This is a genomic window from Nocardioides sambongensis, assembly GCF_006494815.1.
Classification (GTDB): Bacteria; Actinomycetota; Actinomycetes; order Propionibacteriales; family Nocardioidaceae; genus Nocardioides; species Nocardioides sambongensis.
This window is the reverse complement of sequence record NZ_CP041091.1, coordinates 423278-447988: the sequence shown is the minus strand read 5'-3', so window position 1 is coordinate 447988 and position 24711 is coordinate 423278. Positions and strand designations below refer to the sequence as shown.

Annotated in this window: 19 protein-coding genes, 1 pseudogene and 1 riboswitch; of the genes and pseudogenes, 4 read left to right on the top strand and 16 right to left on the bottom strand. The window is 73.2% G+C overall.

Annotated features, from left to right (window positions below; genetic code table 11):
- Nucleotides 1-342: 342 nt before the first annotated feature.
- The 6 genes and pseudogenes from FIV43_RS21835 to gatC form a co-directional block, all read right to left on the bottom strand.
- Nucleotides 343-945 (bottom strand): annotated as a pseudogene (locus FIV43_RS21835) (CbiQ family ECF transporter T component); the annotation flags it as partial.
- Complete coding sequence (locus tag FIV43_RS02065) at nucleotides 942-1667, bottom strand: hypothetical protein (protein ID WP_141012784.1); 726 nt, start codon at nucleotides 1665-1667, stop codon at nucleotides 942-944. The pseudogene FIV43_RS21835 and the gene FIV43_RS02065, both read right to left, overlap by 4 nt.
- A gap of 4 nt (nucleotides 1668-1671) precedes the next feature.
- Nucleotides 1672-2811 carry a prenyltransferase/squalene oxidase repeat-containing protein gene (locus FIV43_RS02060; protein ID WP_141012783.1) on the bottom strand — a complete coding sequence of 380 codons (1140 nt, stop codon included), beginning with the start codon at nucleotides 2809-2811 and terminating at the stop codon, nucleotides 1672-1674.
- 67 nt (nucleotides 2812-2878) lie between these two features.
- A riboswitch (cobalamin riboswitch) is annotated at nucleotides 2879-2991 on the bottom strand.
- Between the two features lie 186 nt (nucleotides 2992-3177).
- Entirely contained in the window at nucleotides 3178-4677 is a 1500-nt protein-coding gene (gene gatB, locus FIV43_RS02055) for an Asp-tRNA(Asn)/Glu-tRNA(Gln) amidotransferase subunit GatB (protein WP_141012782.1), read from the bottom strand.
- The gene (gene gatA, locus FIV43_RS02050) at nucleotides 4674-6161 is read right to left on the bottom strand and encodes an Asp-tRNA(Asn)/Glu-tRNA(Gln) amidotransferase subunit GatA (protein ID WP_407938879.1); all 1488 of its coding nucleotides are present in this window, start codon (nucleotides 6159-6161) and stop codon (nucleotides 4674-4676) included. The genes gatB and gatA overlap by 4 nt, the downstream gene beginning before the upstream one ends.
- A 26-nt stretch (nucleotides 6162-6187) precedes the next feature.
- Nucleotides 6188-6502, bottom strand: a complete 315-nt coding sequence (gene gatC, locus FIV43_RS02045; protein ID WP_141012780.1) for an Asp-tRNA(Asn)/Glu-tRNA(Gln) amidotransferase subunit GatC — start codon at nucleotides 6500-6502, stop codon at nucleotides 6188-6190.
- Nucleotides 6503-6665: 163 nt separating this feature from the next.
- On the opposite strand from gatC, the gene FIV43_RS02040 reads away from it, so the two are divergent.
- On the top strand, nucleotides 6666-7178 hold the full coding sequence (locus tag FIV43_RS02040; protein WP_141012779.1) for a SigE family RNA polymerase sigma factor: 513 nt from the start codon (nucleotides 6666-6668) through the stop codon (nucleotides 7176-7178).
- Nucleotides 7171-8352 carry a YncE family protein gene (locus FIV43_RS02035; protein WP_141012778.1) on the top strand — a complete coding sequence of 394 codons (1182 nt, stop codon included), beginning with the start codon at nucleotides 7171-7173 and terminating at the stop codon, nucleotides 8350-8352. The genes FIV43_RS02040 and FIV43_RS02035 overlap by 8 nt, the downstream gene beginning before the upstream one ends.
- Before the next feature lie 44 nt (nucleotides 8353-8396).
- On the opposite strand, the gene ligA is transcribed toward FIV43_RS02035, so the two are convergent.
- The gene (gene ligA / locus FIV43_RS02030; protein ID WP_141015687.1) at nucleotides 8397-10523 is read right to left on the bottom strand and encodes an NAD-dependent DNA ligase LigA; all 2127 of its coding nucleotides are present in this window, start codon (nucleotides 10521-10523) and stop codon (nucleotides 8397-8399) included.
- 199 nt (nucleotides 10524-10722) lie between these two features.
- Between ligA and FIV43_RS02025 the strand changes: the two genes are divergently transcribed.
- Both FIV43_RS02025 and FIV43_RS02020 read left to right on the top strand, forming a co-directional pair.
- Nucleotides 10723-11325, top strand: coding sequence for a TetR/AcrR family transcriptional regulator (locus FIV43_RS02025; RefSeq protein WP_141012777.1), 603 nt, complete (start codon nucleotides 10723-10725; stop codon nucleotides 11323-11325).
- A gap of 58 nt (nucleotides 11326-11383) precedes the next feature.
- Nucleotides 11384-13024, top strand: coding sequence for a DHA2 family efflux MFS transporter permease subunit (locus FIV43_RS02020; protein ID WP_141012776.1), 1641 nt, complete (start codon nucleotides 11384-11386; stop codon nucleotides 13022-13024).
- Between the two features lie 75 nt (nucleotides 13025-13099).
- Here the strand turns inward: FIV43_RS02020 and FIV43_RS02015 are convergent, their stop codons facing one another.
- From FIV43_RS02015 to FIV43_RS01975, 9 genes are all read right to left on the bottom strand, one after another.
- Nucleotides 13100-13687, bottom strand: a complete 588-nt coding sequence (locus FIV43_RS02015; protein ID WP_141012775.1) for a hypothetical protein — start codon at nucleotides 13685-13687, stop codon at nucleotides 13100-13102.
- 100 nt (nucleotides 13688-13787) lie between these two features.
- Nucleotides 13788-14846, bottom strand: a complete 1059-nt coding sequence (locus FIV43_RS02010) for a uroporphyrinogen decarboxylase/cobalamine-independent methonine synthase family protein (RefSeq protein ID WP_141012774.1) — start codon at nucleotides 14844-14846, stop codon at nucleotides 13788-13790.
- The gene (mnmA, locus tag FIV43_RS02005) at nucleotides 14843-15967 is read right to left on the bottom strand and encodes a tRNA 2-thiouridine(34) synthase MnmA (protein ID WP_141012773.1); all 1125 of its coding nucleotides are present in this window, start codon (nucleotides 15965-15967) and stop codon (nucleotides 14843-14845) included. Before mnmA ends, FIV43_RS02010 begins: the two co-directional genes overlap by 4 nt.
- A gap of 23 nt (nucleotides 15968-15990) precedes the next feature.
- Entirely contained in the window at nucleotides 15991-17166 is a 1176-nt protein-coding gene (locus FIV43_RS02000; protein WP_141012772.1) for a cysteine desulfurase family protein, read from the bottom strand.
- Between the two features lie 28 nt (nucleotides 17167-17194).
- Nucleotides 17195-18340, bottom strand: a complete 1146-nt coding sequence (gene proB / locus FIV43_RS01995) for a glutamate 5-kinase (RefSeq protein WP_231123626.1) — start codon at nucleotides 18338-18340, stop codon at nucleotides 17195-17197.
- Nucleotides 18330-19895, bottom strand: a complete 1566-nt coding sequence (gene obgE / locus FIV43_RS01990; protein ID WP_141012771.1) for a GTPase ObgE — start codon at nucleotides 19893-19895, stop codon at nucleotides 18330-18332. Before obgE ends, proB begins: the two co-directional genes overlap by 11 nt.
- Nucleotides 19896-20054: 159 nt before the next feature.
- Nucleotides 20055-20309: a 50S ribosomal protein L27 gene (gene rpmA / locus FIV43_RS01985; RefSeq protein ID WP_141012770.1), complete on the bottom strand. Its 255-nt coding sequence runs from the start codon at nucleotides 20307-20309 to the stop codon at nucleotides 20055-20057.
- A 36-nt stretch (nucleotides 20310-20345) separates the two neighbouring features.
- On the bottom strand, nucleotides 20346-20648 hold the full coding sequence (gene rplU, locus FIV43_RS01980; protein WP_141012769.1) for a 50S ribosomal protein L21: 303 nt from the start codon (nucleotides 20646-20648) through the stop codon (nucleotides 20346-20348).
- A gap of 205 nt (nucleotides 20649-20853) precedes the next feature.
- Nucleotides 20854-24486, bottom strand: a complete 3633-nt coding sequence (locus tag FIV43_RS01975) for a ribonuclease E/G (RefSeq protein WP_141012768.1) — start codon at nucleotides 24484-24486, stop codon at nucleotides 20854-20856.
- Nucleotides 24487-24711 lie beyond the last annotated feature (225 nt).

The following is a 24711-nucleotide window of genomic DNA, read 5'->3' as shown; positions in this document are numbered from 1 at the left end:
GACGGCCCACAGCCCGGCGCCGCTGACCACGCCGGAGGTGGCGACGAGCAGCTCGGGCAGCTCCCAGCGGTCGGGCCGGTAACGGGTACGCCGCACCCGGCCACCCGCGCTGAGGAAGCCGGCACCGGCCGCCACCAGCCCGGCCGACAGCATCGGCAGGGTCAGCAGGCGCGGTGCGGTGTGGTCCAGCAACCCGTAGACCCCGACGCAGACCCCGATCAGGCCGACGATCATCAGCGCGCCGGTGGTACGCCGACGCCGCGGGTCGACGTCGCCGACCCGCCCGTAGCCACGAGCGTCCATCCCGGCGGCGAGCGCCAGCGACCGGTCGAAGGCGTCCTCGAGCACGGGCACCAACAGCCGGCGCAGCCCACGCACCCGGCGGAACCGGCCGCTCGGGCCGCCGCGCAGCAGCTGTGCCGCCCGCACCCGGCGGGCGCTGTCGGCCAGCTGGGGCACGATGCAGATCGCCACCGTCATCGCGGTGCCGATCTCGTAGAGGGCCGGCGGCAGCGACTTCATCAGCCGCTTGGGGTTGGCCAGCGCGTTGGCGGCACCGACCGCGATCAGCAGGGTGGCCAGCCGCAGTCCCTCGTAGAGGGCGGCCAGCAGCTCCTCCCGGGTGAACGGGCCGAGCAGGTCGATGCCGGCGACGGCGGCCGGCAGGCCGATGGTCGGCAGCTCCAGGATCACCTCGCCCGGGACGTCGCCGCCGAGCAGGATCCGGAAGAGCACGCGGACCACGACGACCACCGCGGCGAGCGCCAGGTAGAGGCGGAACGAGCGTGCCCAGGGCTGGTCGGAGCGGCAGGTGGAGACGGTCAGGCAGGCCGCTCCGATCAGGATGCCGAGCAGGATCGGGTTGGTGGTGCTGGAGGCACCCACGGCCAGCCCGACTGCCCAGATCCACCAGGCGACGGGGTGCAGGTCGCGCGGCACCCTCATCCGCTCCGCCTGCGCACGATCGGCACCAGTGCGGCGAGCAGCACCAGGCCGACGAGCAGCGCGACCACCCAGACGGAGAGGCCGCTGCCGTCGGCGGCCGCGGCCGTGTCGTCCGGGGAGGACGACGCGGAGGCCGTGACCTCGGCGGAGCCGTCCGCGGCACCAGCGCCTTCGGCCTCACCGGCGCCGGTGCTGGCGCCGGTGCCGGGGGTCGTGCCCGCGCTCTCACGCAGCTCCGGGACCGCCAGGTCCGGTGCCGAGGCGCTGCCCTCACCCTGGTGCCAGGCGAAGGCCACCGCTCCCCCGGCCGGGATCTCCAGCGCGGTCACCCCGAGCGTCGCATAGGTCCACCCGTGACTCCCGTCGGACCACCACAGGCTCCAGTACGCGTCACCGTCGAAGCAGGGCCCCTCGGCGGGGCGCCCGGCGACCCGGCACACGAAGCCCGGCTGCTGCGGCAGGAACTCCAGGCCCACGCCGGCGGCGTCGAAGGCGGCCGCAGCACCGGTCTCGGCCACGCAGGCCACCGTGTCCGCGCCGCCCAGCCCGCCCGCGTCGACCAGGACCGCGACCCCGTCGCAGAGCGGAGCGGACGCGCTCGAGGTCGAGGTCGAGGTCGCCCCGGCCGGGGCCGCCGTGGCGCCGGTGCCGACCAGCAGCAGCCCGGTCAGCAGGACCACCACCGCGCGGCTGCCCCGGGAGACGGAGCGGACTCCGGCCATGGGCTCAGCCCGCAGGGCAGGCGGCGGGCTCGGTGCCCTCCGGGGTGGTGGCCAGCGCGGGCAGCGCCTGCGCGGTGGCCAGCCGCCACTGGTAGGAGGTCTTGGCGGTGATCCCGTCCGTCCCGGCGAGGGTGAGTGCCGCGTCGTCGTACCCGATCGCACCGGCGGCGGCGGCCAGGTCACCGTCGCAGCCGTCGGGGAGCTGGTGGGCGTAGACCCAGGCGGCCGCGTTCGCCGCGGCCTCGTCCTCGCCCGCGACGAGCAGGGCCCGGGCGGCGAGCCCGGTGCTGTTGGCGTTGGCGGGCAGCTCGGCGCTGCCGATCAGGGACCCGTCCTCGGCCTGCTCCTGGACCAGGTAGGCGCTCGCCCGCTCCAGTGCCCCGGTCAGGTCGGCGGTCGGCTCGGCCAGATCGCTGAGCAGCACCACGGCCAGCGCGGTCGCGTCGACCGACGGCTCACCCTTGCCCGTGTCGCAGGACTGGTCCTTCGCCTTCGCCGGCGAGAAGTCCTGCCGGAAGTACCCGTCCGAGCACTGCTGCAGCAGCAGGAAGTCGAGGGCGGCGTCGCGCTCGGTGGAGCCGGCGGCGTCCAGCCCGCGTACGGCCCAGGCCTGGCCCAGTGAGTTGGCGAAGTCGCCGTAGGAGCTCTTGTCGCTGGTGCGCCCGGACTCGTCCACCCGGTCCTCCAGGGTGCCCAGCGCGTCGAAGCCGTCGAGGTCGGTCGGATCGGCGTCGTGGTCGACGGCCAGGCTGACCAGCTTGCCGGCGTTGCCGGCCCAGATGTCCTTGCCGGGCGCGACGTACTCCTTGCCCGCGGCGAGGACCGCGTCGGTCATCGCGGTGACGTCGTCGGCATCGGCGCCGACCTCCTCGAACGAGTAGATCGCGTCGACGGTGCCGCCGTAGTCGGCCGTCGAGTACTCCTCGTTGACCAGGAGGCCGTCCTCGAGCTGCCCGGCGAACCAGTCGGCCGCGGCCAGCGCCGCGTCGCCTCCGAGGTCGGTGGTGGCGTCGGCGGAGGTGCTGGCGTCGGCCGGGTCGGCGCTGCCGCTGTCGGCGTCGTCGCCGCAGGCGGTCAGCGCGCCGAGCAGGGCGACGGCGGCGACCCCGAGCGCTCCGGCACGACGGGTCCGGTTCGATGGCATGGGTTCCTTCCCGCTGCGATACGGCGGGAGGCACCGGGCCGACCCGCTGCGTTCCACGACAGCGTCTGCGTCAGGACGTCCCGTGACAGGTGCTCCGGCTCGCCGCTCTCCAGCGGCCTACGGTTGCGGGTCAGCGCCGGACTCGGACCGGCTTCCCCCACCACGGGCGTGATGAATGATTCGGGGCGCATCCTACGCCGCCATCGGCCGGATCGCCGCCACGGCGGGGGTGCACGGGTGGTCGGGGGCGATGCGGTGCGTCACAGGTGGTCGCCGTGGCGACCCCCGGGGCCGCACCGCCCCACGCTCACCTCGTCCGCCCGGGTCCAGGCTCAGCCCCGGTCCAGGCTCAGCCCGGGTCCAGGCTCAGCTCAGCTTCTCGATGATCAGCTCGCGCACCCGGCCGGCATCGGCCTGGCCGCGCATCTCCTTCATCACCGCGCCGATCAGGGCACCGGCCGCGGCCGCCTTGCCGCCGCGGATCTTCTCGGCGACGTCCGGGTTGTCCGCGATCGCCTTGTCCACGGCCGCGGAGAGGGCCCCGTCGTCGGAGACCACGGCCAGCCCGCGGGCGGCGACGATCTCCTCCGGGGTGCCCTCGCCGGCGACCAGGCCGTCGAAGACCTGCCGAGCCAGCTTGTCGTTGATCGTCTTGGCGTCGACGAGCTGCTGCACCGCGGCGACCTGGGCCGGCGACACACCGACCTCGGTGAGCTCCACACCGGCGTCGTTGGCGCGCCGGGCGAGCTCGGAGAGCCACCACTTGCGGGCCGCCTGCGGGCTGGCACCGGCGGCGACGGTCTCCGCCACCAGGTCGAGCGCGCCGGCCCCGACGGTGTCCCGCATCTCCAGGTCCGAGTAGCCCCACTCGGCCTGCAGCCGGGAGCGCTTCTGGGCGGGGTTCTCCGGCAGCGTGCCGCGCAGCTCCTCGACCCACGCGCGACTCGGCGCCACCGGCACCAGGTCGGGCTCGGGGAAGTAGCGGTAGTCCTCGGCGTCGGACTTCGCCCGTCCGGAGGAGGTGGTCCCGTCGGCCTCGTGGAAGTGACGGGTCTCCTGGAAGATCTTCTGCCCGGCGTCGAGCACGCCCGCGTGACGCGACATCTCGAAGCGCACCGCCCGCTCCACCGAGCGCAGCGAGTTCACGTTCTTGGTCTCGGTGCGGGTGCCGAGCACGTCCGAGCCCTTCGGCGCCAGCGAGAGGTTCACGTCGGCGCGGATCGAGCCCTGGTCCATCCGGGCGTCGGAGACACCGAGCGCGACGATCAGGTCCCGCAGCTGGGAGACGTAGGCACGGGCCACCGCGGGCGCCTTCGCCCCGGCACCGACGATCGGCTTGGTGACGATCTCGATCAGGGGGATGCCGGCACGGTTGTAGTCGACCAGCGAGTACTCCGCGCCGTGGATCCGGCCGGTGGCGCCGCCGACGTGGGTGGACTTGCCGGTGTCCTCCTCCATGTGCGCCCGCTCGATGCCGACCCGGAAGGTCTCGCCGTCGACATCGACGTCGAGGTAGCCCTCGAAGGCGATCGGCTCGTCGTACTGGGAGGTCTGGAAGTTCTTCGGCATGTCCGGGTAGAAGTAGTTCTTCCGGGCGAAGCGGCACCACTCGGCGATCTCGCAGTTGAGTGCGAGGCCGATCCGGATCGCGGCCTCCACGGCCTTCCCGTTGACCACGGGCATCGCGCCGGGCAGCCCCAGGCAGGTCGGGCAGACCTGGGTGTTCGGCTCGCCGCCGAAGGTCGTCGGGCAGCCGCAGAACATCTTCGTGGCGGTGCTGAGCTCGACGTGGACCTCGAGCCCCAGCGCCGGGTCGTACGACGCCACGACCTCGTCGAAGTCGACCAGGATGTCGTTCGCGCTCACGCCAGCACCTCCGGCAGTTCGTTCAGGATGGGTCCGCCCAGGGCGGCGGTGACGGCCGCCTCCGCGGCGGCCCCCACGCGGTAGAGCCGGTCGTCGGCGAGCGCCGGGGCCAGCGCCTGGAAGCCCACCGGGAGCCCGTCCTCGTCGGCGAGGCCGGCGGGCACCGAGATGCCGGGGACGCCGGCGAGGTTGGCCGGGATCGTGGCGAGGTCGTTGAGGTACATCGCCAGCGGGTCGTCGAGCTTCTCCCCGAGCGGGAAGGCGGTGGTGGGCGAGGTCGGCGAGACCAGCACGTCGACCTGCTCGTAGGCGGCGGCGAAGTCCCGGCTGATCAGCGTCCGCACCTTCTGGGCCTGTCCGTAGTAGGCGTCGTAGTAGCCGCTGGACAGCGCGTAGGTGCCGATGATGATCCGCCGCTTGACCTCGTCGCCGAAGCCGGCGTCGCGGGTCGCCTTCATCACGTCCTCGGCGCTCGGCGAGCCCTCCGGCGTCACCCGCAGTCCGTAGCGCATCGCGTCGAACTTGGCGAGGTTGGAGGAGGCCTCGGCCGGCATCAGCAGGTAGTAGGCCGCGAGCGCGTGCACGAAGTTCGGGCAGGAGACCTCGACGACCTCGGCGCCGGCCCGGGTGAGCAGCTCGACGGTCTCGTTGAACCGGGCCATCACGCCGGGCTGCCAGCCCTCCCCCGACAGCTCGGTGATCACGCCGACCCGGAGTCCGGTGAGGTCGCCGGCAGCTCCCTGCTCCGCGGCCGCGACGAGGCCACCGACGGGGGTGTCGACCGAGGTGGAGTCGAGCGGGTCGTGCCCACCGATCAGGTCGTGCAGCAGCGCGGAGTCCAGCACGGTCCGGGTGACCGGACCGACCTGGTCGAGGCTGTTGGCCATCGCGACCAGGCCGTAGCGGGAGACGCCGCCGTAGGTCGGCTTCACGCCGACGGTGCCGGTGACCGCGCCGGGCTGGCGGATCGAGCCGCCGGTGTCGGTGCCGAGCGCCAGCGGTGCCTCGAACGCGGCGACCGCGGCCGCCGAGCCGCCGCCGGAGCCGCCGGGGATCCGGGTCTGGTCCCACGGGTTCCGGGTCGGTCCGTAGGCCGAGTGCTCCGTCGAGGAGCCCATCGCGAACTCGTCCATGTTGGTCTTGCCGAGGATCGGCAGGCCGGCGTCCTTGATCCGGCGGACCACGGTCGCGTCGTAGGGCGGGATCCAGCCCTCGAGGATCTTCGATCCGCAGGTGGTCGGCAGGCCGGTGGTGGTGAGCACGTCCTTGACCGCGATCGGCACCCCGTCCAGCGCGTGCCGGGCGTTGCCGGCGGCGCGGCGCTCGTCGGAGGTCCTGGCCTGGGCGAGGGCGCCCTCGGCGTCGACGTGCAGGAAGGCGTGGACGCCGGAGTCGGCGTCGCCGTCGACCGCGGCGATCCGGTCCAGGTGGGCCTGGGTCAGCGCGACCGAGCTGGTCTCGCCGGAGGCCAGCGCGGCGGCCATCTCGGCGGCGGTGCTCCTGATGCCGGTCACTGCTCCTCCCCCAGGATCCGCGGGACGGAGAACCGCTGGTCCTCGGCCGCGGGCGCGCCCGCCAGGGCCTCCTCGGCGCTCAGTCCGGGACGGACCACGTCCTCCCGGAAGACGTTGGTCAGCGGGATCGGGTGGGACGTCGGCGGGACGTCGTCGCCGGCCACGCCACGGATGGCGGCCACCGACTCCAGGATCACCGCGAGCTGCGGTGCCAGGTGGTCCAGCTCGGCGTCGTCGAGGTCGATCCGGGCGAGGTCGGCCAGGTGGGCCACTTCCTCGCGCGAGATCTCGGCGCGTGCGGTCTCAGGCATGAGGTCCATCCTAGGGAGCCGGGACGACGACCCGGTCGTCGGTGCTCCCGCCCGAGGCCGGGCAGCGCGCCGAGCGGTCCGCACCGGGCGATACTGACCCCACCCGACCCAACCGAACCCGGCGGCCGCCGCATCTGGACCGGTGACCGACGAAGGGAACCGGATGTCACGCGCACCGACCGACGAGGACTTCACCGAGCTGGTCCAGGCCTGCTGGCCCAGCCTCTACCGGACCGCCTACCTGATGCTGGGCGACGCGTGCGAGGCCGAGGACCTGGTGCAGACCGCCCTCGCCAAGACCTACGCGAGCTGGCGTCGGGTGCGCACCCTGGAGGCGGCGCCCGGCTATGCCCGCACCACGCTGGTGAACACGGCAGCGTCGTGGTTCCGCAAGAAGGGGTGGCGCAACGAGCGTCCCACCGAGGTGCTGCCCGAGCACGGGAGCGAGCCGGACTGGACGGACCGCACCACGCTGATGGGCGCCCTGGCCACCCTGCCGCCGCGGCAACGCGCCGTCGTGGTGCTGCGCTTCTACGAGGACCTGAGCGTCGCCCAGGTCGCCCGCGCCCTCGCGGTCTCCGACGGCACCGTCAAGAGCCAGACCTCCGAGGCGCTGACCAAGCTGCGCGCCGTGCTCGGAGAGTCCGTCCTTCCCCAGGGAGCCCACCATGACTGAACGACTCACCCAGCTCCTGCACGACGAGGCCTCGGCGCTGGAGACCCCGGCCCCGCCCACCGGCGCGATCTTGGAGCGGGCCCGCCGGACGCGGGCCCGGCGTCGTACCGGCGTCGCCGCGGCGGGTGCCGGAGCGGTCGCGGTGGTCGCCGTCCTCGCGGTGGCGGTCGGCGGCGGGATCGGCGCCACCGAGACGGCGCCGGACCCCTCGGGCGGCACCGGCCCCGAGGGCCCGGTCTACGCCGTCGGCCGGACGGTCTACTTCCCGGCCGACGAGCGCACCGCGACCATTGACGACACGGCGATCAAGTCGCTCTACTACACCTCCGCGGGTCTGGTGGTCCGGCACGGGGACAACGCCTTCAGCGACGGCGGGGGCCCGCAGCGCTTCTCGCTGGTCGACGGCTCGGGCGCGGTGCACCCGCTGGCGCTGGAGACCGAGGGCACGGTCCACGCCAGCGATCCCGACCAGCCCTACGTGGCCTACGCGGAGGCGGTGGACGGCGAGCTCCAGGTGGTCGTGTACGACGTGGCGGCCGACGCGGAGGCTGCCCGGGTCACCGTCGGGCCGACCTCCGAGGACTGGTTCCCGGTCTCGCTGGACGGTGAGGCCGTCTGGGTGCAGGACGGCTTCGGCAGCACCTACCGGGTCGACTGGCGGTCCGGCACGGCCGAGCGCAGCGACGTCGGCACCGCCTGGGAGGTCTCCGAGCAGCGGGTGGCGACCACGCGCGACGGGGCGCCGGCCGTGGTGGACACCGCCACCGGCGAGGTGCTGTGGACCGCCGAGGTCGCCGGCTACGGCTCGCTCTCACCGGACGGGCGGCACGTGCTGATCGTCGACGAGTCGGCGATGGACGCGACCGGTGGCGAGGGACCGTCGACCTCCCAGGTGTTCGACGTCGACACCGGCAGCGCGGTCGAGGTCACCGCCGACGGCTGGGGGTGGAGCTGGACCGCGGGCAGCGACCTGTTCACGGTCACCGACGACGGCCGGATGGTCTCCTGCGACCCCGGCAGCGGTGACTGCACCGAGCAGCAGGTGACGCTGCCGCAGGCTCCGCCCGAGGAGTGCTACACCGAGACCACCACCGGGAAGTTCGGGGGCGTGTCGTCCTGGTGCGAGGGCGGGACCCTGGACGTCATCCTGGGTGGCCAGGCCCGCGAGTCCTGACCGGGCCGGTCGGCACCCTCGCTCGGTCCCGGCTCAGCCATGGCTCAGCCCGGGGCGTCGGCGGGTCCGTTCTGGAGCAGCTCGACGAACCCGGCCTCGTCGAGCACCGGGACCCCCAGCTGCTCGGCCTTGTCCGCCTTCGACCCGGCGTTCTCCCCGACCACCACGTAGTCGGTCTTCTTCGACACCGAGCCGGCGGCCTTCCCGCCGCGGGACAGGATCGCTTCCTTGGCCGAGTCGCGGCTGAAGCCGTCGAGCGAGCCGGTCACCACCACGGTCAACCCCTCCAGGGTCCGCGCGACCGACTCGTCCCGCTCGTCGGCCATCGAGACCCCGGCCGCGGTCCACTTGTCGACGATCTCGCGGTGCCAGTCGGCGGCGAACCACTCGACCACCGCGTCGGCGATGGTCGGTCCGACGCCGTCGGCGGCCGCCAGGGCCTCGTGCGATGCCTCGCGGATCGCGGTCATCGAGCCGAACTCGGCGGCCAGCGCGCGAGCCGCGGTGGGGCCGACGTGACGGATGGAGAGGGCAACCAGGACCCGCCACAGCGGCACCTGCTTGCGCTCGGCGAGGTTGCCGAGCAGGGCCAGCCCGTTGGCCGAGAGCACCCGGGAGCCGTCGGCGGAGAGCTGGCGGCCCTCGTCGCCCTTCTTCGCGGCGCGAGTGAACAGCTCGGTGGTCAGCAGCTGGTCGGCGGACAGGTCGAAGACGTCACCCTCGTTGGCGATCACCTTCGCCTCCAGCAGCGCGACCGCGGCCTCGTAGCCGAGCCCCTCGATGTCGAACGCGCCGCGGCCGGCCACGTGGAAGACCCGCTCCCGCACCTGGGCTGGGCAGTGCTCGTGGTTGGGGCAACGGCGGTCCTTGTCGCCCTCCTTCTGCTCGACCAGCGGAGTGCCGCAGGCGGGGCACTCGGTGGGCATCACCCACTCCGGCAGCCCCTCGGGGCGCAGTGGCAGCACCGGACCGACGATCTCGGGGATCACGTCGCCGGCCTTGCGCAGCACCACGGTGTCGCCGGGGCGCACGTCCTTGCGCTGGACCTCGTAGGCGTTGTGCAGGGTCGCCATCTCCACCGTGGAGCCGGCGACCTTGACCGGTCGCATCCGTCCGAACGGCGTCACCCGCCCGGTCCGGCCGGTGTTCACCTCGATCGCGAGGAGCTCGGTGTTGACCTCCTCCGGTGGGTACTTGAACGCGATCGCCCAACGCGGCGCGCGGGAGGTGGAGCCGAGGCGGCGCTGCAGCGCCACGTCGTCGACCTTGATCACCACACCGTCGATCTCGTAGGGGACGATGGTGTGCCGGTGCTCCCCCGCGTGCTCGATGTAGCCGCGCACCTCCTCCAGGGAGTCGAGCACCCGGACCTGTGCGGAGACCGGGAGACCCCAGGCGGCGAGCGCGTCGTAGGACTGGGACTGCGCCTTCGGCTCGAACCCCCGGCGCGCACCGATGCCGTGGCACACCATGCCCAGGGCCCGGGTCGCGGTGACCCGCGGGTCCTTCTGGCGCAGCGAGCCGGCCGCCGCGTTGCGGGGGTTGGCGAACGGCGGCTTGCCGGCCTCGGTCATCGATACGTTGAGGCGCTCGAACGCCTCGACCGGCAAGAACACCTCGCCGCGCACCTCGACCAGCTCGGGCACCGGGAACTCCTCGGTGCCGGTGAGCCGGTGCGGCACGGTGTCGATGGTCCGCACGTTGGGGGTGACGTCCTCGCCGGTGGTGCCGTCACCACGGGTGAGGGCACGGACCAGACGGCCCTTCTCGTAGAGCAGGTTGATCGCCAGCCCGTCGACCTTGAGCTCGCAGAGCAGCGCCGGGTCGTTCACCCCGTCGCGGGCGAGCCGCGCATGCCAGGCGGCGAGCTCGTCGGTGTTGAACGCGTTGTCCAGGCTCTCCATCCGCTGCAGGTGGTCGACCGCGGTGAACTCGGTCGAGATCGCTCCCCCGACCTGCTGGGTCGGCGAGTCCGGCGTACGGAGCTCGGGGTGCGCCTCCTCCAGCTCCTCCAGGCGTCGCATCCTCGCGTCGAAGTCGGCGTCGGAGAGGGTCGGTGAGTCCAGCACGTAGTAGCGCCAGCGCGCCTCCTCGACGACCTCGGCCAGCTCGGCGTGCTCCTCACGGACCTGTGCCGGTACGGCGGACAACGGCGTGCTCATGGGGCTCATCCTGCCCGGTGGCACCGACATGCCGGCCACGACCCTGGCGTCGTCGCCGCGGTCGTTCACGATCAATTCCTCCGATCGGGAATGAACGCGACACCGACCGGCTTGCAGGAACGAAACGATTCCGTACCATCGGATAGTACGAAACCGTTCCGTTTCATCGTTCCGGCCCGGCCCGGCCCGACCCGACCAAGGAGGACCCATGTCGCCCCAGGCGAAGGAATCCGGCACCGACTCACCCCAGCGCCCGCGCGTCGAGGGCGAGCGCGAGCAGGAGATCCTGAGCGCGACCCTGGAGATCCTGGCCGAGGTCGGCTACGACCTGCTCACGATGGACCGGGTGGCCGCGGCCGCGAAGGCGTCCAAGGCCACGCTCTACCGCCGGTGGCGGGGCAAGCCGGAGCTGGTCATCGAGGCGCTGCTCGCGCACAAGGGCGAGCAGGAGATCCCCGACACCGGAACGCTGCGGGGCGACCTGATCGCCTCCTTCTGCGGCGCCGGCGGCATGACCGACCCCCGACAGATGGCGATCGTGGGCAGCCTGATCACCGCGATCAGTCGCGATGCCGACTTCGCCGAGGTGTTCCAGCGCGACTTCGTCGGCCCCAAGACAGCCCGCACCCTGGCGATCTTCCAGCGCGCCCGGGAGCGGGGCGAGATCGCCGAGGACGTCGACCTCGACATCGTGATCCCGGCGCTGCCCGGGATCCTCCTGCACCGCCGGTTCCTCCTCGGGGAGGCCCCCACCGACGACCTGATCACCCAGGTCGTCGACCAGGTGATCCTTCCGGCCGTGACCCGCTGACGCGTCACGGCCCCACTCCCCGCGCGCCAGCGCACCCCTCCGCTCCTGAGAGAAGAAGATGACAGATCTCGACACCACCGCGCCGCGCCCCGCGGCGGGTGACAGCACCCGCCTCGGGTGGGCGCTCGTGCTCATCTGCACGGCACAGCTGATGGTCGTCCTCGACGGCACCATCACCAACATCGCGCTGCCGTTCATCGGCGCCGACCTGGGCATCTCCCAGGCCAACCTGACCTGGATCGTCACCGGCTACGCGCTCGCCTTCGGCGGGCTGCTGCTGCTCGGCGGTCGCCTCGGCGACCTGTACGGCCGTCGCCGGGTCTTCATGACCGGCCTGGTCGTCTTCGCCGTCGCGTCACTGCTCGGCGGCCTCGCCACGAGCGAGGCGCTGCTGATCGGCTCGCGCGCACTGCAGGGTCTGGGCGCCGCGCTCGCGGCTCCCTCCGCCCTCGCCCTGATCACCACCACCTTCCCGGCCGGCCCGCGCCGTAGCCGGGCGTTCGCGGTCTACGCGATGATGTCCGGGGTCGGCGCCGCCGTCGGCCTGATCCTGGGCGGCTGGCTGACCGGCCTCGACTCGGTCCTCGGCGTCGACGTGGACGGCTGGCGGCTGACCTTCCTGATCAACGTGCCGATCGGTCTCGTCGCCGCGGCGGTGACCCCCCGGCTGCTGCCCGAGTCCGAGACGCACCCGGGCCAGATGGACGTGCCCGGCGCGATCACCGGCACGCTGGGCCTGCTCGGGATCGTCTTCGGCCTGTCCCGGGCCGGCGAGGAGGCCTACGGCTGGGACCACCCGCAGACCATCGTCGCACTGGTCGCCGGTGTCGCCCTGCTGGCCGTCTTCGCGGTCATCGAGTCGCGCGTCGCGCACCCGCTGCTCCCGGTCCGGGTCTTCGCCAACCGCACCCGCGCCACCAGCTTCGTGGCGATGATGATCGCACCGGCCGCGATGTTCGCGATGTTCTTCTACCTCAGCCTCTTCGTGCAGCAGATCGTCGGTTACGAGCCGCTGCGCGCCGGGTTCGCCTTCCTGCCGTTCGCCGTCGGCATGGTGATCGGTGCCGGCAGCGCCTCCAACCTGATCAACCGCGTGGACCCGCGGTTCCTGGCCGGCACCGGCACCCTGATCGCCGCGTTCTCCCTCTTCATGTTCTCGCGGATCACCGTCGACGACTCCCCGCAGGCGGTGCTCACCGCCCTCACCGGCGGGGACATGATCGGCGCCGACCTGAACTACTGGGCGCACATCTTCCCGTTCGTGCTGACCATGTCGATCGGCATGGGCCTGACCTTCGTGCCGCTCACCCTGACCGCCGTCCACCACCTGCGTCCGGAGGACACCGGGATCGGCTCCGGGGTGCTGAACACGATGCAGCAGGTCGGTGGCGCGCTCGGACTGGCCATGCTGAGCACCGTGGCGCTGCACTTCACCAACGGTCGCGCCGAGGAGATCGCCGGACCGCTCACCCAGGGCCTGACCGCCAACGGCGGCGACCCGACCGCCACCGTCCCCGGCACCGACCTCTCGTTCCTGGAGGCAGCGGTGTTCCAGGGCAGCTTCACCGAGGGCGCCACCCACGCGTTCCTGGTCGGCTCGATCATGATGCTGGCCGCGTCCGCGGTGATCTGGCTGTTCCTCGACGTCAAGCACACCGAGCTGGCCACCGACGGCCCGGAGGGCGTGCACGTCGGCTGACCCGCCCGGCCCCAGCTCGAACGGCGGTCGCCCCGGTCCGGGGTGGCCGCCGTTCGGCGTCGCGTCAGCGGGACGCTAGGACTCCGGCCACCCCGGCAGCTCGGTGTCGATCATCTCCTGGGTCGTGGTGGTGGAGAACCGGTCGTCGGTCAATAGCCGCTCGAAGTCGTCGATGCTGCGCGGCAGGTCCTGGTCCCGCGGGTCCCCGGTCAGCGGCTCCCCGGCATACACCACCTGGCGAACCTCGCCGTCGGTGACGTAGGAGAACACCAGGATCCCCGGGTCCTCCTCCGGAGTCTCCTCCTGCCAGGACAGGTGGAAGGTGCCGTCCTCGCCCTCCCACTCGTCGCAGGTGTAGTACTCCGAGCAGCCCCCGAGATCCTCACCCGCCGCCTGCTCGTGCACGTCCACCTGGAGGTAGTGGGAGTCGCGGCCCGGGTCCGGCCTCCACCGGATCACCACCCCCAGCGGCTCCGGCTCGTCGGCCCGCGGCTCCGGCTCGTACGACGTCGGCTCGATGTCGAGCACCTCCACGGTGACCGCCGCGATCGACTCCTCGGTCGCGGCGACCGCGTCGTCCCCGGGACGCAGCAGCCACCAGGCAGCACCGCCGACCAGCACCAGCGCGAGGACCGCGACCAGGGCGGTGACACGACGCGACATCCGGTTCTCCTTCTCCACGGGCGTTCGGACTCCGCCTGGCCCACCTGATCCCACTGGCCCAACTGGTCCAACCGGCCTGCGGGGCCCTCTCGGGTCCTGGCTACTGGTGGGACGCGTCGAGCAGCGCCCGGGTTGCCCCGAGGGCGACCTGGATCGCCCGACGGGCGTGCGCGCCCGAGGAGCCGGCCAGGCCGCACGCCGGGGTCAGCACCACGCGGTCGAGATGGTCGACCGGGTCGAGCCCGGTCAGGTCCAACCAGCGCCGCACGCGCTCCAGCACGGCCCGCTCCCCCGGCACCTCACCTGTCGTCGGCACCACCCCGAGGGCGACCACGGCGCCGTCCTCCAGCGCCTGGGCGAGCGCGTCGTGCCCGGCGGCGTCGACCAGGTCGAGGTCGACCGCGACCCCCTGCGCGCCGGCACCGCGGACCAGCTCGATCGGGGCGCCGGGGGCGCAGCAGTGCAGCCAGGGCTCGGCGCCGGCGGCGGCGATCGCCTCGCAGACCCACCGCATCGCCTGGTCGGCCTCGGGCGGGTGCACCACCCGGTGCTTGCCGAAGCCGGAGGCGGTCGGGACCTGTGCCGCGAGCACCGCCGGGAGACCGGGCTCATCGATCTGGACCACGATCCGATCGGCGCCCGGGGTGCGTCGTCGCAGGTCGGCGACGTGCTCGGCGGCGGCCGCGGCCAGCGCCTGGGCGAGGTCGCGTCGCGCCCCGTGGTCGGCGAGGACCTTGTCGCCGCGGGGGCGCTCGACGGTGGCGGCGAGGGTCCACGGTCCGGCGAGCTGGGTCTTGACCGGACCGGCGTACCCGTCGATCCGCTCCTCCCAGCCGTCCAGGTCCTGGCCGAGCAGGCTGCGCGCGCGGCGCTGGTCGATCGGAGGTGCGCCGCTGGTGCCGGTCAGCCGCCAGCCCTCGGGCTGGAGATCGGCGTCCCACAGGTCCGCGGCGGCCAGCAGTCCGAGCGTCCGCCCGGTCATCTGCGCGGGCGCGCCCCGGCCGGGGACCTCGGGGACGAACGGGATGCCGTGCCCGTCGCCGCCTTCGGCGAGCTCGCCGATCACCAGCCGCAGCGCCTCGTCGTGGTCGCGCTGGTGGTCGCCGGGGAACGAGCCGATCCCGGTCGCCAGCGGGACCGGGTCGGCGGCGCCGCTCATCCGGCGGCCCGCTCGGTGGCGGTGATCGTGGCCGACCCGATCACCCGGGTGCCGGCGTAGAGGACCGCCGCCTGCCCCGGCGCGATGCCGGAGGCGGGATCGAGCAGGTCGATGACGACGACCGTCCCGTCCTCGCCGACGGTGCAGACCGCTCGGTGCTCGGCCCCGTGCGCGCGGAGCTGGACGGTCACCTCGACCGGCGCACCGCCCGCCGGAAGGGGCGCTCCGCACCAGCGCGGGGCGTTCGCGTGGATCCGGGTGACGGCCAGCCGCTCCCGCGGACCGACGGTGACGGTGTTGCTGACCGGCTCGATGTCGAGGACGTAGCGCGGCCTGCCGTCCTCGGCCGGACGGCCCAGCCGCAGCCCCTTGCGCTGCCCGATCGTGTACCCGTAGGTGCCCTGGTGCTCGCCCAGGGTCTCCCCGGTCGACTCGTCCACGATCCGGCCGGGCCGCAGGAACGGTGCGTCGTCGTACCGCTCGGCGAGCTTCTCCTTGAGCCAGCCCGCGTTGTCACCGTCGGCGACGAAGCAGATGTCGTGGCTGTCCGGCTTGTCGGCGACCAGGAGACCGCGGGCGGCCGCCTCCTCGCGAACCTGGGGCTTGGGGGTGTCCCCGAGCGGGAAGAGCGAGTGGCGCAGCTGGTGCTCGTCGAGCACACCCAGCACGTAGGACTGGTCCTTGCCGGCGTCCACCGCGCGGTGCAGCTCGAGGCCGTCCGCACCGTCGACGAGCTGCGCGTAGTGCCCGGTGGCCACCGCGTCGAAGCCCAGCGCCAGGGCGCGCTCCAGCACGGCCGCGAACTTGATCTTCTCGTTGCAGCGCAGGCACGGATTGGGGGTCTGCCCGGCCGCATAGGTGTCCATGAAGTCCTCGACCACGTCGGTGTGGAAGCGGTCGGAGAGGTCCCAGACGTAGAACGGGATGCCGATCACGTCGGCGGCGCGGCGGGCGTCGTTCGAGTCCTCGATGGTGCAGCAGCCCCGGGCGCCGGTCCGGTAGGACTTCGGGTTGCGGGAGAGGGCGAGGTGGATGCCGGTCACCTCGTGACCGGCCTCGTGCGCGCGGGCGGCGGCGACGGCGGAGTCCACTCCGCCGGACATGGCGGCGACGACCTTCATCGGTGCGGCTCACCTCCCCCGGATCAGGTCCACGCCGCGCGGGCGCGCTCGACACACGGACCGATCGCCGCGCCCAGCGCGTCGACGTCCGCCTCGGTGCTGGTGTGTCCGAGGCTGAAGCGCAGCGAGCTGCGGGCGGTCTCCGGGTCCCGGCCCATCGCCAGCAGCACGTGGGAGGGCTGGGGCACACCGGCCGAGCACGCGGATCCGGTGGAGCACTCGATGCCGCGGGCATCGAGCAGCATCAGCAGCGAGTCGCCCTCGCAGCCGGGGAAGGTGAAGTGGGCGATGCCCGGGAGCCGGTCGCCCGCAGCGCCGTTGAGGACCGCGTCCGGCACGGCAGCGCTCACGGCGCCGACCAGACGCTGCCGCAGCTCGTCGAGGCGGGCCGCGTGGTCGGCCTGACGCCGGGCGGCGAACTCGACGGCCGCCGCGAAGCCGGCGATCGCCGGCACGTCCAGCGTCCCGCTGCGCACGTCGCGCTCCTGCCCGCCACCGTGCAGCAGCGGGGTCAGCTCGACCTCACGGCGCACCACCAGCGCACCGACGCCCTGCGGACCGCCGATCTTGTGGCCGGAGAGGGAGAGCGCGTCCAGCCGGGACGCGACGAAGTCGACCGGGACCACGCCGAGCGCCTGCACCGCGTCGGCGTGCACAGGGATCCCGTGCGTCGCACCGAGGTCGACCACGTCGTCGAGCGGCTGCAGTGTGCCGACCTCGTTGTTGGCCCACATCACGCTGAGCAGCGCGATCCGGTCCGCGGACTCCTCGACGGTGCGTCGTACCGCGTCGAGGTCGAGACGTCCGTCGGCGTCGACCTCGGCGAGAACGACGTCGGCGGCCTCGTGCTCGGCGAGCCAGGCCAGCGGGTCGAGCACCGCGTGGTGCTCGATGGCGGAGGTGACGATCCGGGTCCGTCCGGGCGCCGCGCTCCGGCGCTGCCAGAAGAGGCCCTTCAGCGCCAGGTTGTCGGCCTCCGTGCCGCCGGAGGTGAAGACCACCTCGCCGGGCCGGCAGCCCAGGGCGTGCGCGACCGACTCCCGCGACTCCTCCACCACGCGGCGCGCCCGGCGGCCCGAGGCGTGCAGCGAGCTCGCGTTGCCGACGTCGCGCAGCTGGCGGGTCATCGCCTCGACCGCGACGTCGACCATCGGCGTCGTCGCGGCGTGGTCCAGGTAGACCGTCGGTGCGTCGTTCATGGCAGCTCCAGCCTACGACCGACCCGAGTCACAGCAGCACGAGGTCGTCGCGGTGCACGACCTCACGCTCGTAGGCGGCACCGAGCTCGCGCTTGAGCTCCTTGGAGGAGCGCCCGAGCAGGGACGGCAGCTCCGCGGCGTCGAAGTTCACCAGGCCCCGGGCCACCGCGGCGCCGTCGGGGTCCACCAGGTCGATCGGGTCGCCGGCGGTGAAGTCGCCGATCACGTCGGTGATCCCGGCGGCGAGCAGCGAGGCGCGCCGCTCGACCACGGCCCGGACCGCGCCGGCGTCGAGCCGGACCGCGCCCTTGCCGTCCGTGGCGTGGCGCAACCACAGCAGCCGGGTCGGCCGACGTCGCCCCGTGGCGTGGAAGAGCGTGCCGGTGGCGGCGCCGCGCAGCGCCTCGCCCGCTTCGGCGGCGGAGGTCAGCACCACCGGTATCCCGGCGCCCGTCGCGATCGCGGCCGCCTCGACCTTGGTCGCCATCCCGCCGGTCCCGACACCGGCCGCGCCCGTCGTACCGACGGTGACGCCGGCCAGGTCCGCGTCCGAGACGACCTCGTCGATCCTCCGGGTCCCGGCGCGGTGCGGGGGCCCGTCGTAGAGCCCGTCGACGTCGGAGAGCAGGACCAGCAGGTCGGCGTGGACCAGGTGTGCCACCAGGGCCGCCAGGCGGTCGTTGTCGCCGAAGCGGATCTCGGTGGTGGCCACCGTGTCGTTCTCGTTGACGATCGGCAGCACGCCCAGCTCGAGGAGCTTGGTGAAGGTCTGGTGGGCGTTGCGGTAGTGCGATCGGCGGGTGACATCGTCGAGGGTGAGCAGCACCTGTCCCGCGGTGATCTCGTGCCGGGCCAGCTCCTCGGTGTAGCGGTGCACCAGCAGTCCCTGCCCCACCGACGCGGCCGCCTGCTGGGCGGCGAGCCCGCGCGGGCGGCGCTTCAGTCCGAGCGGGGCGAGGCCGGCGGCGATGGCACCGGAGGAGACCAGGACCACCTCGCTCCCCCGCTCCCGTACGGCGGCCACCGCATCGACCAGCGAGCGGACCCGGTCCGGGTCGATCCCGCCGGCGGCGGTGGTCAGCGAGGAGGAGCCGACCTTGACCACGATCCGGCGTGCCTCGAGGACCTGGTCGCGCAGCAGCGACTCCGCGACCGTGGTGGCCTCACCGGTCACCGGGGTCCTCCTCCAGCCAGGCGTCCTCGTCGCTGATCTCCTCGGCCAGGTCGGGATCGTCCTCGGAGCCGATCTCGTAGGAGGTCGGGCCGTAGACGTCGGGGCGGTCGATGCGGCGCGCGACGTCGGCGCGGGTCTCGGTGTCGCTGCGCCCCGCCATCTGCTCCTGGATCTCGCGGCGCCGCGAGGCGGCCGGGCGCTCCTCGCTGAACCGGTGGTCCTCGCCGCGGCGGGCGAGGTTCTCCGCTCCAGCGTCGACGCCCGGCTTGAAGTCGAAGACCACGGCGTCGTCGGGGTGGCCGATCAGCACGGCGTCCCCCTCGACGGCACCCACTGCGAGCAGTCGCTCCTCGACGCCGAGCCGGTTGAGCCGGTCGGCCAGGTAGCCGACGGCCTCGTCGTTGCTGAAGTCGGTCTGCCGCACCCACCGCTCGGGGCGCTTGCCGCGGACCCGCCACCCCGCGCCGGTCCGGGTGACGGTGAAGTCGTCGCCACCGACCGACGGGGGTCGCAGCACGATCCGCTCGGCGACCTCCTCGGCCCGCTCGGCGCGCGCGGCGAGCACGATCTCGGCCATCGCGAAGATCAGCTCGCGGGTGCCCTCCCCGCTGACCGCGGAGATCTCGAAGACCCTCCACCCACGCTGCTCGATCTCCTCCACGACCATCTCGGCGATGCCGCGGCCGTCGGGCACGTCGACCTTGTTCAGCGCGACCAGGCGCGGCCGGTCGTCCAGACCGCCGTAGCGGCGCAGCTCGTCCTCGATCACGTCCAGGTCGTCGACGGGGTTGCGGCCCGGCTCCATGGTCGCGGTGTCGAGGACGTGCACGATCGCGGCGCACCGCTCGATGTGGCGCAGGAAGTCGTGGCCGAGGCCGCGGCCGTCGGCGGCGCCCTCGATCAGCCCGGGCACGTCGGCGACGGTGAAGACCGTTTCGCCGGCGGTGACCACGCCGAGGTTCGGCACCAGGGTGGTGAACGGGTAGTCGGCGATCTTGGGCCGCGCCCGCGAGATCGCGGCGATCAGGCTCGACTTGCCGGCGCTCGGGAAGCCGACCAGGCCGACGTCGGCGACCACCTTCAGCTCGAGCACGACCTCGAGCTCGTCACCGGGCTCGCCCAGCAGCGCGAACCCGGGTGCCTTGCGGGCCTTGGACGCCAGCGCCGCGTTGCCCAGGCCGCCGTGTCCGCCCTCGGCCACCACCAGCTCGGTGCCGGCGCCGACCATGTCGGCGACGACGGTGCCGTCCGGTCGGGAGACCACGGTGCCGTCGGGGACCGGGAGCACCAGGTCGGCGCCGTGTGCGCCGTTGCGGCGCCCGCCCGCGCCGTGCCCGCCGTGCTCGGCGCGCCGCTTGGGGCTGTGGTGGTAGTCCAGCAGCGTGGTGACGTCGGGGTCGACCCGGAGGATCACCGAGCCGCCCGGGCCGCCGTTGCCGCCGTCGGGGCCACCGAGCGGCTTGAACTTCTCGCGGTGCACCGAGGCGACCCCGTTGCCGCCGCGACCTGCCGCGATGTGGAGGGTCACCTGGTCGACGAACGTGGGCACGGCCATGGGATCAGTCTCTCAGTCTCTGGGGTGGAGGTACGAGCGGAGCCGGCCGACCTCGGGGATCGAGGTGCGCAGGCGCCGGCGGTGGACCCTCGGCACCAAATGCGAGAAGGGCGCCCCACCGGGACGCCCTTCCGCGAAGTCGAACAGTGGAGCGTCAGGTCACTCCGCCGGAACGATGTTGACGACCTTGCGGCCGCGCTTCTTGCCGAACTCGACGTTGCCGCCGACCAGGGCGAACAGGGTGTCGTCACCGCCACGACCGACGCCGGAGCCGGGGTGGAAGTGGGTGCCCCGCTGGCGGACGATGATCTCACCGGCGTTGACCAGCTGGCCGCCGAACCGCTTCACGCCGAGACGCTGGGCGTTGGAGTCGCGGCCGTTCTTGGTGGACGCCGCACCCTTCTTGTGTGCCATCTCTTCAGTCCTTCTGGATCGTGAGCGAGCGGATGCTCAGAGCTTGATGTCGGTGACCTTGACCTGGGTGTACCGCTGACGGTGACCCTGGCGCTTCTTGTAGCCGGTCTTGTTCTTGTACTTCTGGATGACGATCTTCGGGCCCTTGGTGGCCGCGAGGACCTCGACGGTGACCCCGGCCTTGTCCAGACCGGTGGTGGTGACGGTCTCGCCGTCGACCGCCATGACCACCGGAAGGGTCAGGGTGTCACCGACAGGCGTGGAGACCTTGTCGATCTCGATGATGTCGCCAACGGCGACCTTCTCCTGCTTGGCGCCTGCGCGCACGATCGCGTACACCGCGGTCTCCTTCGGGTCCTGACTGAACAAACTCTTGGGTCGAATCTCTGCTGCAACCTCCGCAGCACTGCGCGCCGCGGGCTCCAGGCCCGTTGACGGGTGCCGGTCGGGGTGTCCAGCAGAGGATCGGCACACCTGGGGCGCACCGACGTTCAATAGTACGGAAGGCGGTCCGTCCCGGCAAAACGAGACGGACCCCACCGCATCAGCGCTTCCGCGAGCCCTTCTTCTTGATCGGGACGTGCTCGACCGTGGGCTCCTCGGCGGGCGTCTCCTCACCCGTCGGATCGCCGGTCGGATCGACCGCCGGGTCTGCCGGCTCGACCGCCTCGGCGGCCGCCTGCGCGGTCTCGCTCGCCGGGTCCACGGAGACCACGGAGGGCTCCACGGCTCCGTCAGCCGGCGGCTGACCGATCGAGCCGGTCACCGGCGGATCCAGCGGGACCGTCGGCTCGGGCTCCTGCACGACGGGCGCGGTGGGCTCGACCGGCTTCGCGGGCTCGGCCGGGTCGGCGGGCTCCATCGGCGTGGCGGCGACCTGGTCGGTCGCGGCCTCCGCACCGGCGGGCGGACCCGCCGGACGCCGCGCCGCGCGGCGACGGGTCCGGGTGACCACCGTGGTGGTCCTCGGCTGGGCCTGCTCCTCGGCGGGCGCAGGGGTCTCCTGCGCGGCCGCCGCACCGGCTCCGGGCTCTTCCTCCGTGGCCGGCTGGCTCACGGCCTCGTCCGCACCGCCCGTGGGCGCGGCGTCGGCCGCGGCCGGCTCGCTCCCCCGGGTCGACCGGGTCGCCTCGCCCGACTCGGCCGACTCGCCCGACTCGGCCGACTCGCCCGACTCGGCGACCGGCGGGTGGGAGTTGGCCATCGCGGCGACGTACGTCGGCGACGGCACGGCCGCCTGCTGACCGTTGCCCTGGCCGGCGTCGCCGCCCTGCTTGCCGTTCTGACCGCCGGACTGGTCACCGTTGTGCTGGCCCGACTGGTTGCCGTTCTCCGAGGAACCGCCGTCCTGGTCGCCCTGGCCCTTGCCGCGCCGCCGGCGGCCGCGACGGGACTCGCCGTCGCCGTCGTTGCCAGCACCGCCGCGCTTCGGCTCCACCGGGAGGTCGTGCACGACGAGGCCGCGGCCCTGGCAGTGGCTGCAGTTCTCGCTGAAGGCCTCGAGCAGACCGGTGCCGATCCGCTTACGGGTCATCTGGACCAGGCCGAGCGAGGTGACCTCGGCGACCTGGTGCCGGGTGCGGTCACGTCCCAGGCACTCGACCAGGCGACGCAGCACCAGGTCGCGGTTGGACTCCAGCACCATGTCGATGAAGTCGACCACGATGATGCCGCCGATGTCGCGCAGCCGGAGCTGGCGGACGATCTCCTCGGCGGCCTCGAGGTTGTTCTTGGTCACCGTCTCCTCGAGGTTGCCCCCCGAGCCGGTGAACTTGCCGGTGTTGACGTCGACGACGGTCATCGCCTCGGTGCGGTCGATGATCAGCGAGCCGCCCGAGGGCAGCCAGACCTTGCGGTCCAGGCCCTTGGCGATCTGCTCGTCGATCCGGTACGTCGCGAACACGTCGGGGTCGGCCTGGTGGTGCTCGAGTCGCTCGGCGAGGTCGGGCGCCACGTGCTCGACGTACGAGCTGACCGTGGACCACGCGTCGTCGCCCTGGATGACGAGCTTGGAGAAGTCCTCGGTGAAGAGGTCCCGGACCACCTTCAGGGTGAGGTCGGGCTCGCCGTAGAGGAGCTGCGGAGCGTTGCCCTTGCCGGCCTTGGCCTCGACGTCCTCCCAGCGCGCCTTGAGCCGCTCGACGTCGCGGGTGAGCTCGTCCTCGGCCGCACCTTCGGCCGCGGTCCGGACGATGACGCCGGCGGACTCGGGGACGATCTCCTTGAGCAGCGCCTTCAGCCGGGCCCGCTCGGTGTCGGGCAGCTTGCGGGAGATGCCGGAGGTGGTGCCGTCGGGCACGTACACCAGGAACCGACCGGCCAGGCTGATCTGGCTGGTCAGTCGGGCTCCCTTGTGGCCGATCGGGTCCTTGGAGACCTGCACCAGGACGGTCTGGCCCGAGGAGAGCACCGACTCGATCTTGCGGGGCTGGCCCTCCTTGTGGCCCAGGGCCGACCAGTTGACCTCGCCGGCGTAGAGCACGGCGTTGCGGCCCTTGCCGATGTCGATGAAGGCGGCCTCCATCGACGGCAGCACGTTCTGCACGCGACCGAGGTAGATGTTGCCGATCAGCGACGTCTGCGACTCGCGCGCCACGTAGTGCTCGACGAGGACCTTGTCCTCGAGCACGGCGATCTGGGTGAGGTCCTTGCGCTGACGGATCACCATCACCCGGTCGACGGCCTCGCGCCGGGCCAGGAACTCCGCCTCGCTGATGATCGGGGCGCGGCGTCGGCCGGCCTCGCGGCCCTCGCGGCGGCGCTGCTTCTTCGCCTCCAGGCGGGTGGAGCCGGCGACGGCGGTGATCTCGTCCTCGGCGCTGCGCGCGCGGCGGACCTTGGTGACCGTGTTCTGCGGGTCGTCGCCGGCGTCGTTGCCGGAGTCGCCCTCGCGGCGACGGCGCCGGCGGCGGCGCGAGGTGGACGAGCCGCCCTCGGACCTGTCGCCGTCGTTCCCGTCGCCACCGTCGGAGTCCTCGGAGTCGCCCGAGCCGGCGTCCGTGGCATCGCCCTCGGTGGCGTTGTCGGCCCGGCCGTCGTTGCCGTCGTTGGCGTCACCGTTGCCACCCGACTTGCGCCGGCGGCGTCCACCGCGGCGCCGGCGGCGGCGCGGCTGACCCGAGCCGTCCGATCCGTCACCGGAGTCGGACCGCTCGTCGTCCTCGGCGTCACCGTCGGTGTCGTCCTCGGTGTCCGCACCGGCCTCGTCGCGGCTCCTGCCCGAGCCCTTGCCCGAGCCCTTGCCCGAGCCCTTGCCCGATTCGTGCGCGGCGCTGTCCTTCTCGCCGTCCTGCTCGTCGTCGGCCGCGGTGGCGTCGTCGCCACCCTGCGCCACGTCGTCGGTGGACCGGGTGCCGGCGGACCGGCCCCTGCCGGACCGTCCCGTGCGCTGGCCCGGGGTCGCGCCGTCCTCGCTCTCCGCGGTCACGGGCTCCACGGCCGTCGCCGCGGACTCGTCGGCCTCCGGCGCGTCCTCGCGTGCGGCGTCCTTCTTCGCGGCGTCCTTCTTCGTGCCGCCCTTCTTGGTGCTGCTGCGCTTCTTCGCGGGCGCGGATGCCTCGGCGGCGGGCTCCTCGGCCGCCGCGGGGGTCTCGGCGACAGCCGGCTCCGTGGCCTTCTTCGGGGCCCGGGCGCGGCGGGGCTTCTGGGGAGCCTCGTCGCCCGAGGTCGCCGCCGCGGCATCGGTGGCGGGCTGCTCCGCGGCGGTTGCTCCGTCGGCGGGCGCGGACTCCGCGGCCGGCCTGGTGGTCCGCTTCCGGCGGGCGGGGGCGGCCGGGGTCTGGAAGAGCGGGAGGGTGTCCGACGGCGTGTCGGCCACCTCGAGCGCCGGCGCCAGAGTCTCGGCGGGGGCGTCCTCGGCCGGCTTGGCCGTCGTACGACGGCTGGTCGCCTTCTTGGCGGGAGCCTTCTTCGCCGCCTTCTTGGCGGGCTTCGCCGGGGCCTCGTCGGCGACCGCCTGGTCCGCGGGTGCCGCTGGGGCCTCCGCCTCGGCCGGGGCGGCCGTCGCCTTCTTAGTGGTACGGCGGGTGGTGGTCCGCTTGGCGGCCGCCTTCTTGGCCGGCTTCGCCGTGCCGGCGTCCGCCGTGGGAGCGGTCTCGGTCGCCGGCGGCGGCGTCTCCGGAGCGTTGGGCGAGCCGGACTCGCCGTTGTCGGTGGGGCTGGTGGGCGCGTCGTTCATTGCGCTGCTCCTCGCCCGGACGTCAACGCCCGGGTGTGTCATCGCCGCGTGACCGGGGTCGCACGACGTAAGCCTGTCGTCTGGACGACACCCTCCGCGAAGCGTCACTGGAGCACGGACCCGTCCCCTGCCGCGGTCGCCCTGCCCCGGATCCCTGTCACCGATCGGAGCTGCCAGCGTCGCGGTCTGGCGACGTACCGTCCCCCACCGTGCCGGTGATCATCG

Excerpts from the sequence above, each read along its gene's own strand:
- FIV43_RS02065 (WP_141012784.1), bottom strand. The coding sequence starts at position 1,667 with ATGGCCGGAGTCCGCTCCGTCTCCCGGGGCAGCCGCGCGGTGGTGGTC.
- FIV43_RS02060 (WP_141012783.1), bottom strand. The coding sequence starts at position 2,811 with ATGCCATCGAACCGGACCCGTCGTGCCGGAGCGCTCGGGGTCGCCGCC.
- gatA (WP_407938879.1), bottom strand. The coding sequence starts at position 6,161 with ATGGCCGCCGCGCTGGCCTCCGGCGAGACCAGCTCGGTCGCGCTGACC.
- gatC (WP_141012780.1), bottom strand. The coding sequence starts at position 6,502 with ATGCCTGAGACCGCACGCGCCGAGATCTCGCGCGAGGAAGTGGCCCAC.
- FIV43_RS02040 (WP_141012779.1), top strand. The coding sequence starts at position 6,666 with ATGTCACGCGCACCGACCGACGAGGACTTCACCGAGCTGGTCCAGGCC.
- FIV43_RS02035 (WP_141012778.1), top strand. The coding sequence starts at position 7,171 with ATGACTGAACGACTCACCCAGCTCCTGCACGACGAGGCCTCGGCGCTG.
- ligA (WP_141015687.1), bottom strand. The coding sequence starts at position 10,523 with ATGAGCCCCATGAGCACGCCGTTGTCCGCCGTACCGGCACAGGTCCGT.
- FIV43_RS02025 (WP_141012777.1), top strand. The coding sequence starts at position 10,723 with ATGTCGCCCCAGGCGAAGGAATCCGGCACCGACTCACCCCAGCGCCCG.
- FIV43_RS02020 (WP_141012776.1), top strand. The coding sequence starts at position 11,384 with ATGACAGATCTCGACACCACCGCGCCGCGCCCCGCGGCGGGTGACAGC.
- FIV43_RS02015 (WP_141012775.1), bottom strand. The coding sequence starts at position 13,687 with ATGTCGCGTCGTGTCACCGCCCTGGTCGCGGTCCTCGCGCTGGTGCTG.
- FIV43_RS02010 (WP_141012774.1), bottom strand. The coding sequence starts at position 14,846 with ATGAGCGGCGCCGCCGACCCGGTCCCGCTGGCGACCGGGATCGGCTCG.
- mnmA (WP_141012773.1), bottom strand. The coding sequence starts at position 15,967 with ATGAAGGTCGTCGCCGCCATGTCCGGCGGAGTGGACTCCGCCGTCGCC.
- FIV43_RS02000 (WP_141012772.1), bottom strand. The coding sequence starts at position 17,166 with ATGAACGACGCACCGACGGTCTACCTGGACCACGCCGCGACGACGCCG.
- obgE (WP_141012771.1), bottom strand. The coding sequence starts at position 19,895 with ATGGCCGTGCCCACGTTCGTCGACCAGGTGACCCTCCACATCGCGGCA.
- rpmA (WP_141012770.1), bottom strand. The coding sequence starts at position 20,309 with ATGGCACACAAGAAGGGTGCGGCGTCCACCAAGAACGGCCGCGACTCC.
- FIV43_RS01975 (WP_141012768.1), bottom strand. The coding sequence starts at position 24,486 with ATGAACGACGCGCCCACCAGCCCCACCGACAACGGCGAGTCCGGCTCG.